At 61.6% G+C, this 12,329-nt stretch carries 16 protein-coding genes; 10 read left to right on the top strand and 6 right to left on the bottom strand.

From position 1 onward, the window contains the following. Window positions 1–40: 40 nt before the first annotated feature. The 3 genes from E2L06_RS16935 to E2L06_RS16925 are packed head-to-tail and all read left to right on the top strand — an operon-like array spanning window position 41 to window position 1,271. Window positions 41–301, top strand: coding sequence for a sulfurtransferase TusA family protein (locus tag E2L06_RS16935; protein WP_138782818.1), 261 nt, complete (start codon window positions 41–43; stop codon window positions 299–301). Further along, window positions 298–873: a DsrE/DsrF/DrsH-like family protein gene (locus tag E2L06_RS16930; RefSeq protein ID WP_138782817.1), complete on the top strand. Its 576-nt coding sequence runs from the start codon at window positions 298–300 to the stop codon at window positions 871–873. Before E2L06_RS16935 ends, E2L06_RS16930 begins: the two co-directional genes overlap by 4 nt. A 2-nt stretch (window positions 874–875) precedes the next feature. Continuing rightward, complete coding sequence (locus tag E2L06_RS16925) at window positions 876–1,271, top strand: DsrE family protein (protein ID WP_171052418.1); 396 nt, start codon at window positions 876–878, stop codon at window positions 1,269–1,271. 83 nt (window positions 1,272–1,354) lie between these two features. Here E2L06_RS16925 and E2L06_RS16920 read toward each other — a convergent pair whose 3' ends face one another. From E2L06_RS16920 to E2L06_RS22060, 3 genes are all read right to left on the bottom strand, one after another. Then, a complete protein-coding gene (locus E2L06_RS16920; RefSeq protein WP_138782816.1) occupies window positions 1,355–2,554 on the bottom strand; it encodes an MBL fold metallo-hydrolase in 1,200 nt (399 codons plus the stop codon). Window positions 2,555–2,809: 255 nt separating this feature from the next. Continuing rightward, on the bottom strand, window positions 2,810–3,250 hold the full coding sequence (locus E2L06_RS16915) for a hypothetical protein (protein ID WP_249361486.1): 441 nt from the start codon (window positions 3,248–3,250) through the stop codon (window positions 2,810–2,812). A 46-nt stretch (window positions 3,251–3,296) separates the two neighbouring features. Continuing rightward, on the bottom strand, window positions 3,297–3,470 hold the full coding sequence (locus tag E2L06_RS22060) for a hypothetical protein (protein WP_171052417.1): 174 nt from the start codon (window positions 3,468–3,470) through the stop codon (window positions 3,297–3,299). 264 nt (window positions 3,471–3,734) lie between these two features. Here E2L06_RS22060 and E2L06_RS16910 point away from each other — a divergent pair, with 264 nt between their 5' ends. After that, window positions 3,735–4,073: an ArsR family transcriptional regulator gene (locus E2L06_RS16910; RefSeq protein ID WP_138782814.1), complete on the top strand. Its 339-nt coding sequence runs from the start codon at window positions 3,735–3,737 to the stop codon at window positions 4,071–4,073. A 39-nt stretch (window positions 4,074–4,112) separates the two neighbouring features. Here the strand turns inward: E2L06_RS16910 and E2L06_RS16905 are convergent, their stop codons facing one another. Further along, window positions 4,113–4,985 carry a universal stress protein gene (locus tag E2L06_RS16905; protein ID WP_171052416.1) on the bottom strand — a complete coding sequence of 291 codons (873 nt, stop codon included), beginning with the start codon at window positions 4,983–4,985 and terminating at the stop codon, window positions 4,113–4,115. A 94-nt stretch (window positions 4,986–5,079) separates the two neighbouring features. Then, window positions 5,080–5,526 carry a universal stress protein gene (locus E2L06_RS16900; protein WP_138782812.1) on the bottom strand — a complete coding sequence of 149 codons (447 nt, stop codon included), beginning with the start codon at window positions 5,524–5,526 and terminating at the stop codon, window positions 5,080–5,082. A 176-nt stretch (window positions 5,527–5,702) separates the two neighbouring features. Between E2L06_RS16900 and E2L06_RS16895 the strand changes: the two genes are divergently transcribed. Then, a complete protein-coding gene (locus E2L06_RS16895; protein ID WP_138782811.1) occupies window positions 5,703–6,329 on the top strand; it encodes a SagB/ThcOx family dehydrogenase in 627 nt (208 codons plus the stop codon). Window positions 6,330–6,817: 488 nt separating this feature from the next. Here the strand turns inward: E2L06_RS16895 and E2L06_RS16885 are convergent, their stop codons facing one another. Beyond that, on the bottom strand, window positions 6,818–7,462 hold the full coding sequence (locus E2L06_RS16885; RefSeq protein WP_138782810.1) for a phosphoribosyltransferase: 645 nt from the start codon (window positions 7,460–7,462) through the stop codon (window positions 6,818–6,820). Between the two features lie 138 nt (window positions 7,463–7,600). Between E2L06_RS16885 and E2L06_RS16880 the strand changes: the two genes are divergently transcribed. The 5 genes from E2L06_RS16880 to E2L06_RS16860 all read left to right on the top strand — a co-directional run bounded on the left by E2L06_RS16880 (window position 7,601) and on the right by E2L06_RS16860 (window position 12,153). Beyond that, on the top strand, window positions 7,601–8,521 hold the full coding sequence (locus E2L06_RS16880; RefSeq protein ID WP_138782809.1) for a universal stress protein: 921 nt from the start codon (window positions 7,601–7,603) through the stop codon (window positions 8,519–8,521). 303 nt (window positions 8,522–8,824) lie between these two features. Next, window positions 8,825–9,202, top strand: coding sequence for a hypothetical protein (locus E2L06_RS22485; protein WP_138782808.1), 378 nt, complete (start codon window positions 8,825–8,827; stop codon window positions 9,200–9,202). A gap of 317 nt (window positions 9,203–9,519) precedes the next feature. Continuing rightward, window positions 9,520–10,281 (top strand): diphthine--ammonia ligase, encoded by a 762-nt coding sequence (locus E2L06_RS16870; RefSeq protein WP_138782807.1) that lies wholly within the window; start codon window positions 9,520–9,522, stop codon window positions 10,279–10,281. Between the two features lie 162 nt (window positions 10,282–10,443). Further along, the gene (locus tag E2L06_RS16865; RefSeq protein ID WP_138782806.1) at window positions 10,444–11,334 is read left to right on the top strand and encodes a universal stress protein; all 891 of its coding nucleotides are present in this window, start codon (window positions 10,444–10,446) and stop codon (window positions 11,332–11,334) included. A gap of 369 nt (window positions 11,335–11,703) precedes the next feature. Further along, on the top strand, window positions 11,704–12,153 hold the full coding sequence (locus tag E2L06_RS16860) for a universal stress protein (protein ID WP_138782805.1): 450 nt from the start codon (window positions 11,704–11,706) through the stop codon (window positions 12,151–12,153). Window positions 12,154–12,329: the final 176 nt, after the last annotated feature.

Below are 12,329 nucleotides of genomic sequence, written 5' to 3'. Positions count from 1 at the left end.
TGTTCATGATAGCTATTGTTGTACGAGGCCGGCAAGACACATGAGTACGGAATACGACATCACCGAAACGGTCGACGTGAAAGGGATGAACTGCCCGATGCCGGTTGTGAAGGCGAAGCAGGCGGTCGACAGCCTTGAGTCGGGAGACGTCCTTGCGGTCATCGCGACCGACCCCGGAAGTATGTCCGACATCAAAGGGTGGGCGAGCTCGACGGACGGGGTAGAGCTCCTCGAACAAGCCGAAGGCGATGAAGACGGTGAGACCGTCTATCGACACTACGTCCGGAGGACAGGGACATGAGCACTGATTCGCCGACGGATGCAGCGACGACGGATCAAAACACGGCACACCTACAAGAACAAATAGACGACCTCCGGGATGATCTCGCCGCGGTGAAACGCGACGACAATGACCAAAAGCGGATGACCATCATCGCAACGAAGGGCACGCTGGACATGGCGTATCCACCGCTCATTCTGGCGAGCACGGCAGCAGCGTTCGGCTGGGACGTCACGGTCTTTCACACGTTTTGGGGCCTGGAGATGCTCCACAAGGAGCGCTCGACGGAACTCAAATTGAGTTCCGTCGGGAACCCGAACATGCCGGTCCCGAACATCCTCGCCGCGCTTCCCGGCATGGATCGAATGACGACGTGGATGATGAACCGCCGCATCGAGGATAACGACACGGCCACCATCGAGGAGCTCATCGACACCTCACTCGAGATGGGCGTCGAGCTACAGGCCTGCCAAATGACCCAGGACCTGATGGACTACGACGAGGACGAGTTCTACGAGGGCGTCACGACGGGCGTTGGCGCGGCGACCGCACTCGAGCACATGGCCGATGCAGATATCCAACTACTGGTGTAACAATGCCATCAATCGACAAGATCGGTATCATCGTGTACAGTGACGATCCGAAAAGCCTCGCGATGGCGATGAACCTCGGTCAGGTCGCCCTGGCAATGGACACAGAAGTGGTCGTCTACTTCACGTTCGACGGCCTCTCCCATCTGATGGCGGGCGAGAAGGACCTCGGCGACTTCGAGCGGATGGTCGAGGCGGGCGTGCCCGATCCCTACGAGATGCTCGCGGACTTCGTCGAAACCGGAGACGAGCTTGTCACGACTGTCGCCTGCACGACGACCATCGACATGCTCGGCTGGGACCGCGAAGGAATGGATGACGCGGTGACGACGGAATTCGCCGGTGCAGCCGCGTTCCTCGACGAAACGTCGGACGCTGCCCACGTGTTCAGCTTCGGGTAATTATACGGTCTGCTGTCACGAGTGACCGGCCCGACCGCAGTGCGGGTCGCGGGCGGGCCGGACCTGACTGACAGGAGTCCGTATCAGTCGCCCGTCATCGCCTCTTGGGTTGCAGCGCAGTTGTTCGGGCCAAGCTCTAACTCGAACGCACGGTCGTCGTCGACGTCCTGCTGGCCGAGATTCGTCGCGATGATCTCCTCGAAGTTGGCCGGCCGTGGCGGCATATCCGACAGGATGAACTCGACGAACTTGTCGCGGTCCATCGACAGCGCCGCCATGCGGTCCTCAAGGTCGCCCAGCCGCACCGTGTAGGTCCCGTCCGACGCTGGCTCGGCCGCGTCGCTGAAGTGCCCCGGCGCAATGACGGTGTCGTCCGGCAGCGACAGGATCTCCTGTAGGGTGTCGTACAGTTGGCGGGCGGCGTCGGGTGCACCCTCGGCCCCCTCTTCCAGATCCGGCCGCGCGACGCTCTCCGTGAACAGGCCGTCGCCCGTCAGCAACACACCGTCATTGACGAGGAAGGACGTCATCCCCGTCGTATGCCCCGGCGTCGCGTGAACCTCGATGGTGGCGTCACCGACCGAGAGAGCGTCACCGTTCTCAACAGTGCGATCCACATCGTACTCGACGCCCCGCTCGATGGCACGTTGTGACAGCACGGCGGTGGCATCAGTGCGGTCTGCAACCTCGCGAACGCCGCTGATGTGGTCCGCGTGGACGTGCGTGTCAATCGCGTACGTCAGTTCGATATCGAGATCGTCCGCGAGATCGACGTAGAAGTCGGCGAACGCCCGGAGCGAATCGACGAGCCACCCCTCGCCGTCGTGGTGAACGAGATAGGAGAGACACCCGCTCGAGGGCCGCTGAAGCTGCAGCACAGTCGCCGGCCCGGGCGCGCGCGATACCTCGACGACGTCGTAGATGCGAGCCCAACCGTTCATCCCATCGGCCATGTTTACGGCGTCGACATCGTGCTCGAGGAGCGTTCCAGCGACGAAGTGGCTCGAGCCACCCTTCGCGCAGACAGCGACGACCGGATCGCCCTCCGGGACCCGCTCAAGCAGTTCGTCGTCGACATCATCGAGGAATTCGTAGTACGGGATGTTCACCGTCGTGATATCGTCATCCTCGATGTGCCACTCTTCGTACTCGTCTTCTGCACGGACATCGAGGATAGTCACCTGTTCACCTGCGGCAATACGGTTGCGGAGTTCCTCCGGCTCGATAGACGTCACCTCGAGGTCCTCGGGGAGATACTCCGCTAGTTCGTCTGGGTCAGCCATGCTAGGTGTTAGCACAGAACTCGTCTTAATGATTTGTCTCAGGCCCACAGAGCGTTCAAATGTCGAGTACATGCGAGGCGGCGCGGTTTCTGAACGCCGCTGTTAAAACCCGCGAGGTCCAGAACCCGACGCTCGCGGGCAGGAACAATAGGAACGGGAACGGCTGGAACAGGAACGGTTGGAACGGTTCGACACAGTAGCGTGCTTGCTGTGAGATCGGAGACTGACCCGGACGACGGAAGTGTCCGTAAGACGTTACCGGATCACTGACTCAGGTTTGGAGCGATGCCCCCAGTTACGATGGAAGACGAAGTATGCGGCGAGCACTGCCGAAACGATCCCCACCGGGACGCCACCAAATAATATCGCTGTGGCAAGTCCCATAGCCTGCGTCGAGAGAACGATCATGGCAAGCCCGCCACCGCCGAGGAAACCGAGTATCGCCGCGACCGTCGCCCAAAGCCGTCGCGACGTTTTCGGAGACGCCGTGCCAGTGGCGGTGCGCTCCTCCCAGTAGGTCAGTCCCAGATGTGTAAGTGGGAGCAAGGCAGCCCCGGCAACGATCCCAGCAGGTAAGCCCAGCATCGCAGACGGCCAGACGTAGGGATCGAGCGCTTCGGTCACGCCGATCCCAACAGCGAGAAAGCCGAGCACGCCCACGAGGAGACTTCCGAGACATTTGATATATTTCCCCATAGATTCAATTCACGGAGTCTGACTATATGATCATGCCGGCGACAACCTACACCATCTCTTCCAGCGATCGGACGGTATCGGACATGATCCACGCCGTCTCGCTGTCCGGTTCTTCGATGCAGATCGCAAAGAACGAGTCACGGCCGTCATCGACGGTAATCCGATAGCCACGACTGACTAGCGCTTGCTCCTCGCCAGCACGGGGTTCTGCGGAGGTCACATCCGTCTTCAGAGACACCAGCGGATAACGAATACGATTTGCGCGCGCACATATAAGACAGGACTAGTACTCCGTGACGCGTCGACGTGCGAGTCGAACCAGATAACCGCGATCGGCTCGACCAGCAAAGTCAGGCTTGACGAGCCACCAGATCTAGTTTCGACTGCTTCGGCGGCCGATCCAGCAGGTACGGAACTTTCACATCGCGGGAATACCGGAGGGGGTACTTCAACCGGTTTCTCGATAGTCAGATCAGCGCGAGCCATGACCGAGTTCCCGATTACGGACGAAGACGGACTCGTGCAGTGTACATGTGAGACAGACGAGCTGCTTCGTCTGCTTGCGGACGCCTCTCGACGACGGGTCGTCGTATTGCTAGAAAACTGTGACAGTAACTGGATTCGCATCGATCAGATGGCACAACTGCTGTCGATGACATGCGATGGCGAAAGTGTAAGCGGCTGGAAAAGAGACCTCCACCACATCCACTTGCCGATGCTCGAGGACACGGGGGTGATCGAATATGACAGACAAGACAACGTCGTACGATACTACCACTGCGACGTGATAACAGACGTTCTCGATGCGATCGACTCGGAGTAGCTCGCCTCGAGAGGTGACGCAGGACACGGCTCGAAGACGCTACCCGACCGTCAACACGGGAATCGGCGCACGACGAACGACGCGCGCTGTCGTACTCCCCAGTAATCGACCGGTCCCGACGGTCCGGCCGCGCGTCCCCATCGCAACGATGTCGGCGTCGACTGCTGATGCCGACGTGAGCAGTTCGGTTGCCGGCTCGCCGCGACGAATGTGTGTCGTCACGGAGAGATCGCGATCGCGTGCCATGGTCGCGACCGTCTCCGTCGCTTCGCGTCCACCCTCTTTGAGCAATCCAACGATACTCCGTGATGCGTCCTCGAGAACGTACGGTGTCGGATCGACGACGTAGACGACGTGCACGTCGGCGTCGTATTTCTCGGCGACGTCGAGCGCTGTTTCCGCGGCACGTTCGGCGGCGTCGCTCCCGTCGGTTGGAATCAATATCCGCTCGTACGGCCCCGCTGTCGCTGTCTCGCGATCGTCCCCCAGCCGGACCGAAAGCACCGGCACGTCAGCGAGCGTGAGGACACGTTCGGTCGTACTCCCCAGACGAGCCCGATCGGCGCCGGTCCGACCGTGCGTCCCCATCACGATGATATCGATATCATGTTCATCCGTGTACGTGAGAATCTCCTGATGTGGGACTCCCTCGCGTACCTCGCGAGCAGCCGTCAGATCGGCGTCCTCAGCACGGTCCGTGATCCGGATCGTCGCCTCGCGGCCCCGTCGTTCGGATGGCGCGTAGAGTTCCTCGCGGTCGGCTCCGGCGATACCAGCGGGCTCGGCACCGGTATCGACGACGTAGAGCGCGTGCACGGCCGCGCCGTAGGCGCGGGCGAACTCGAGCGCATGACTGATCGTTGCTTCAGCACCAGCGCTGCCGTCAGTCGGGACGAGCATCGTACCAAACATACCCGCTCGTTCACTCCGAACGGGCATCAAACGCATCCACACACACAGCGATCGTGATACATCGTGGAAATGCTGGGAGTCGGGAGCGCCGGACTCATCGAACGACAGTGACCGGGACCGGGGTACGACGGACGACGGTCTCGGTGACACTCCCGTAGAGTGGCCGCCGTTCGTCCAGCCGTCCATGGGAGCCGAGGACGACGTGGTCGACGTCTTCGACCGTCGCGTACTCGACGATGAGCCGCTTCGGGTCGCCGATATCCGAGTCGGTCACGACCGCCCGGTCGTACTCGTCGGCGATGGCGGAAACGTCCGCAAAGAGCTGGTCGGTAGCCTCCTCGACGGCACGGTCCCACGCTGCCGTCCCGATCATCGGTTCGTACGTCGAGTCGACATCCACGAGCGTCCCGTAGTCGGGCCTGAACAAGTCGACGACGTGGTACGCGACGATCTCTGCGTCCGGAAACTCTCGACACGCATGCCGGAGTGCGTCGAACGATAACGGCGATCCGTCGACGGGAACGAGCACTGTCCGCGACATACCGATGGCTTTCACAGGGAGACCTATAGTGTCGCGGGCGACACCGCTCACTGGTCGGCGTCGAAACTGGCTCGGAGTATGTACTCTCCTTCGACAGACGGTCACAGACAACCGTCCGAACCGTCACGAACGGTCTCTCGAGAGAGGTATTTTTTCCCTGCTATCGAACGATCACTATGGCTCCGATCGAGCTACCCGATCCCGACATGGACGGATCGATAAGCGTCGAGCGAGCGATCGCAACCAGAGAAAGTCGCCGTTCGTTTGCCCGAACGCCGATCGAACTTGAGGCCGTCTCCCAACTTCTGTGGGCGGCACAGGGGCAAACGCACGTCCGAGACGGCGTCGAGCTACGCGCCGCGCCGAGTGCCGGCGCGACGTATCCACTCACCGTCTTTCTCGAGGTCGCGCCGAACGGAAGCGAGGAACTGGAACCGGGTGTGTACCGATACGATCAACAGCGACACGCACTCGAGCGCGAACTCGAGACAGCCGTCCACGACGACCTCACGACCGCATCGCACGACCAGGTAGTCATCGCGGATGCACCGATGACGATCGTGGTAACGGCAGACGACGACCGAACGAAACGGCAGTATCCAGACCACGGCGAGCGGTACGTCCACATGGAGGCCGGACACGTCGCGGAGAACGTCCACCTCGTCTGCGAGTCGCGCGGATTGAATACCTGCCCCGTCGGCGCGTTCACCGATACTGCCGTCGCAGCGGCGCTGTCGCTGCCGACACGGCTCGCGGCGCTGTATCTGTTGCCGGTCGGTCACCGACCGGCGGAACAGGAGTAGTCGTCGAAAATACCGGTCCAGAGGCCTGATACGGACTACCGTCAGTCAGTGCCGGCGCATACGCCACCCGTCCTGCGGGTGCGCCGATAGATCGGGACAGCAGACCGTATGAGAGGAACGCCGCAGTATCGAAGAGGTTTCAAGGACGTCTTCGCCCTCGGCTCGGCACAGACAGACACCGAGGACGCGGCGCATACGATGTCTACTGGTCGGCAGCATCGCGGTATCGTCGCGTGGATCGGTTGGAATCGCTCACTCTTCGAGAGCCACCCGAACCGTCTCTCTCAGAACTGCGCGCTCGAGAGGTTCTTGTTCCGGCCGTGCGTCTTCTGGTCGCGTGTCTGTCATTCCAGCACCTCGCGGCCCTCATTGAGCGCGTGGCTCGCGCCGTCTCCGTCGCCAGAAGCGATGGAGAGCCCCCGATCGGCGTGCAACCGACTGCGAGCGGACAGGAGTGGCCGCCCACGACGTGGTTCGTCGTATCCCGATCACGTCTCCGTCTCCAGATACTCCATCGCCTCCGCGTCGGATACTTGAGAGAAGTCCGTGTAGAACTGCCCGACGCCCCGGAAGCCGCTGGGCGTCTCGAGACAGACGACCGCGTCGGCTTCATCTGCCAACTCGTCGATCGTACTCGGCGGGCCGACCGGCACTGCGAGTACGATGCGCTCGGCCTCCGTGTTCTGAAGCCGCTTGAGACACGCTCTGACAGTCGATCCCGTCGCCACGCCGTCGTCGACGACGACGACGGTTTTGTCCGTCAGATCGGGTTCCGACCGGCCACCGCGATAGCGGTCGGCCTTTTCACGCGCGTTCGCCGCTTCCTTCTCACGCATTTCCTGGAAGTAGTCCTCATCGGTGCTCGTCCCCCGAAACGCTGTTTCGTTCCGCCAAACGCTCCCGTCGCTTGCGACAGCACCGATCGCGTACTCCGGGTTTCCCGGGGCACCGATCTTCTTTGCGACGACGATATCGAGAGGGACGTCGAGTGCGTCGGCAACGGCACGCCCGAGCGGCAGACCGCCCCGTGGGATGGCAAGCGCGATATCCGCGTCGAGTTCCCGCTCACGGAGCGCCGTTGCGAGTTGCTCACCCGCATCAGTTCGGTCGGTAAATCGACGAGCTCCTCCCATCGGATCATCGAACGAGAGACAGTAGCATATAACACTGGTGTGTCTCGCCGGCAGTGCTCAGCTACTACTGCCGGACAGACGGCCGCCCAGTACGGTGACCCCTACAATTATTCGGCGAGAGGGTGAAAAAGGAGTACAATGCCATCGGCAACCGAGTCGATTGATGCAGTGTTGCTACCGACAGACGGGAGCGATGGCGCTCTCGCGGGCGCAAAACGCGGTATCGACCTGGCTGTTGCAGCGGACGCGGAGGTTCACGCCCTCTCGGTCGTCGATACGTCAGACTTCGATGATCTCTCGTTAGTTCTCGACACCGACGCGGTAGCGGACGAACGAGACGCGCTCGAAGCCGACGCCGAGACAGCCGTCGAAACCGTGGCGACGATCGCTCAGGAACGAGCCCCCGACCTCGAGGTCACGACGGCGATCGAACGGGGCACGCCGTTTCAGTGTATCGACGACTACGCCGATGCGGCCGACATCGATCTCATCGCGATGGGGACGAAAGGCCGGACAGGGCTCGAGCGGATCGTACTCGGGAGCGTGACCGAAAACGTCCTTCGGACGGTCGACATCCCGGTACTGGCCGTCCCACCGGTCGCGGCTGACAGCTCAGTCACTCCGGAGACCACCGAGAACGTGCTCCTGCCGACGGACGGCAGCGACGGTGCCACGGCCGCCGTCGACTGGGGGGTCCACCTCGCGGACGTGTTCGACGCGATGGTGCACGCGCTGTACTCGGCAGACACGAGCCGGCTCACGATGGGATCGAGTCCGAGTACGATCCTGTCCGAACTCGAGCGCACAGGCGAAACCGTACTCGAGACGGTTCGTGAACGCGCGAAAGCAAGCGATGTTAGCGTTACGGGAACCGTCGCAAACGGCCCGCCAGCGAGGGTTATTCTAAACTATGCCGACGAGAAGGCGGTCGATATGATCGTGATCGGAACGCACGGTCGCTCCGGATTCGAGCGTCACCTGCTCGGCAGCGTCACCGAAAACGTCGTCCGAGGTGCTGACGTCCCCGTGTTTTGTGTACCGATGCCCACCCAGGAATAGTGACAGTAGTTACAATAGGTAGAATTGGTACAGTAGGTAAATGAGGTGAAATAGGCTCGATTAGTGGTGGCGGTGAGGGTGCCAACCCCCCGCCCTCGAGGAGCGACCGGAGGGAGCGAGGAGTGCGGGGTAGTTCACTGGCGATTCACAGCGATTTCGCAACGGCAACCGAGACAACACTGTGACTGGGAACTGACACCATTACGCGCGCCCGAACACACAGGGGTACCGCTCGCGTTGCTATAGTGGCTGTCCAGATGCAGGGCAACCCGTATGCTGGTTCCTGCGTAGCACAACGTATTCATGGCGACCGTTGAGACAGTCCTGTCGTCGATTTTTAGTACGATCCCTGAACTTCACTCCGGGCAACTCGGCCTCCTCGCGGGACTCCTCGTCGGCGTTCTCTACTGGCACGGCCATCGCCAGTCGGCACTCGGTCTCGTCACCGGTTGCTATCTGCTGGCACTCGGTGTCGTCCCCGCGTCCACGAGAGGACTCATCGTAGTGCAATCCAAGCCGTGGTATTTTTGCTCGTTTCTGGTGCTGACCTCCCTTGGCGCGATCGGTGGGCATGCCCTCTGGCGTCGGATATCGCGATCGGGTCGGTCTCGAGCACCGACGGCAAGACACCGGGCATCCGACCATGAGGCGGGGAGCAGTCCACACCAGAACCGCACGTGACCGGTGTGCGGAGAGGCGACGGCTGCCGATCTCGAACTGGAAAATACCGACGCCGAGATGGAAAGGGTTCGATGCGATCTATTTCGACCAAGGCGGCCGCCCGGAGCGGATGGAATGGCTACCCGGCGGTGTGACAAGAGGCATCGTCGAACGGACGACCGTTCCGGTCACCGTCGTCCGCTGGCGGTGGGCCATCCCAGCGTGTCGTCGACGGTTCGCGATCCATCGTTGGACGTGGCAGTGCAGTCGGACGGGTCGAACGAACCGACAGCGAGCTGGGCCGCAGGAATTTATCCATCCACGGAGAAGGGGGCCATATGTCCGAAGCCAACGGTGGCTGGGCCGCGCTCTTTTCGGGGGGCAAGGAGTCCTCGTGGGCACTCTATCAGGCCCTCGAGTCCGGCCGTGACGTCCGCACACTGGTCGTCGTCCAGCCGCCGGAGACGTCGTATATATACCACGCGCCCGCACAATCGGTGATCCGACTGGCCGCACACAGCATCGGCCTTCCGATCCTCGACGTCGGGCTCCCGGTCACCGACATGGAGCCACCCGATCTGACGTCCGTAGAAGGGCAAGAGAGCGAGCTGGAAGCACTCGAGCCCGCCCTCGAGGGCCTGGACGCCGAGTTCGATGGCAGCTTGCGTGGACTTGTCGCCGGGACCGTCACGAGCGACTATCAGGCCGATCGGCTGCAGTCGATGTGTGACCGGCTCGGCTGTGCGTTCGTTGCGCCGCTGTGGCAGGCGGATCCGCGTGAACTCGGAGAGGCGATGATCGACGGGGGACTGACCATACGCATCGTCGAGGTGGCAGGACCGGGCTTCGACGAGTCGTGGCTCGGTCGACAGTTCGATCACGACGCCCTGACAGACCTGGCGGCGCTTCACCGCGAGTACGGCGTTCACCTGCTTGGAGAGGGCGGCGAGTTCCAGACGATCGTCACCGACGGCCCACACATGTCTCGTCCCATCACGCTCGAGTTCGAGCGAGAGTGGTACGGCACGTGGGGGCAGATTCGAATCACCGACGCCCGACTCGACGCACCCACATCAGCGGACGAAGACGAACATCGGTGATCGACCCAGGCTGCCCGCTCACGGCTGCTGCGATATCGCACCGCTGCTGGTCGCAGCGTGGGCCGCTCGAGGGCAGTCGGTACCCCTGGTTTATTTCTCTCGGCGTCGTCGGGGATCACCGCGTCGCATCGTCCATGACGATGTGTGTCTCATCCCAGACCTATGTCAACGAACATCCTCGTTCCGATCGATCGCTCGTCACAGTCGACCGCAGGGCTCGTCTATACGCTCGTCTCGTTTCCCGATGCCACCATCACCGCGATACACGTTACCGACACCGAACACGACGCGTACGCAACGGTCGGCTCTCCCGAATCGAGCGAGGAGCAACTTGAGCACGCCAGCGAGAGGCTCCTCGAGCAGGCAGTCGAGACGGCAGCGGAGTATGGCTGCGAACTCGAGACGGTACTCGAGAGGGGGATCCCACATCGTACGATCGTCGAGTACACCGTCGAACACGACATCGATCACATCGTCCTGGGAAGCCACGGCGAATCCCCGATCGTCCGTCCGTTTCTCGGCCACGTCAGTGAAGCAGTCGTCCGACGAGCCCCCGTCTCGACGACGATCGTTCCGGAGGCGCAGTCGGAGCTTCTCGAGCGAGAGTTCCCCGGTCGCATTCTGGTTCCCGTTGACGGCTCCGACCAGGCACTCGCCGCACTCGAGTACGCGACCAACCAGTTTTCGGAGGGGCGAATCACGGTTTTCCATGCTGTGTCGCTCCCGTTCGAATACGATGTCGATGCCATCGACGGAACGTACCTAGAGCGAATCGTTGACGATCTCACCGAGCAGGGAGACTCGGTTCTCGAAGCAGCCGGCGAGACGATCGAAGGCGACGATCTCGCCGTCGAGACGGAACTGCAATACGGGGAGCCGTCTCGGTCGATCGTCGACTACGCAGCGGACAACGGATTCGACCAGATCGTCATGGGGAGTCACGGTCGATCCCTGCCGGCGCGACTCATCACTGGAAGCGTCGCTCAGACGGTATCGCGTCGATCGACCATACCTGTGACGCTGGTACGGGGTCGACCGAGCGACTCGTCATAGTACTCAAAGACGTATCGAATCCACTGCACAACGTGGCCGACGCCGAAAACACGCACAGACGGGGCTCGGACAGTGATGACCCATCCTGATACTACCGGACAAAAGTCAGTGAATACTCGATCGCGTCTCGATGGTTGTCGCCGTCGGCGACAGCGTCTTGGGTGCGATCGAGGTATGAACCGTTTTGTCCGGCAGTATGAATTGCGGCTGTGGTCCAACGGGGACAGTACGGTTATTCGACTTCGATCGTGTGCCCGTTCGCGCTTGAGAGGCGGCTCCTTCTGGGCTTCAGCCTCTTCTTCGCGCTTCGCTGTGCCCTCGAAATGACTCCCCCAAAGCGTATCACCGCTGGCCGTCCACAGGAAACGCATGACACCTCGGATCCTGGTTGCGTTCGACGAATCACCGCAAGCGACCGCCGCGTTGCATCACGCGCTGTCGACGTACACCGACGCCGAGATCCACGTTCTCTATGTGAGAGACCCACGAGAATGGGTGAGTGCTGACGGCATGGATGGCTTCTACTCGGAAACGGCCGACAGACAGTCACAGGAGTCCGCCGAGCAACTCCTCGAGAAAGCAACCCAGATCGCACAGGAATACGATGCAGCCCTGACGACTGACAAAACGGTCGGAAATGCAGCATCTTCGATCGTCCGGTATGCAGAGGGAAACGACATCGATCACATCGTGCTCGGGAGTCACGGCCGGCGGGGGCTGTCACGATTCTTGGTCGGGAGCGTCGCCGAACGGGTCGTCCGGCGCTCGCCGGGATCCGTGACGATCATCCGGGAAGAAGCGCCAGCCGAAACACCGTAAGTCCGACCGGGGCCTGTCTCCAGTCGTTCTCTTGGACGCCACGTCACGCCGCGTGAATACGTCGAGTCAGCAGCGAGAGGTGTACGGTAGCATCGTCGAGTGGTTCGCGGACCGTCAGTATGGAAAACTCACCGCAGGAAGATCTTCAGTTGGAGGAGCAATACCGTTACAAGGCC

Source organism: Haloterrigena sp. H1 (genome assembly GCF_005938085.1).
GTDB lineage: Archaea > Halobacteriota > Halobacteria > Halobacteriales > Natrialbaceae > Natrinema.
The sequence above is the reverse complement of the archived record's forward strand: the minus strand, read 5'-3'. Positions and strand labels throughout refer to the sequence as shown.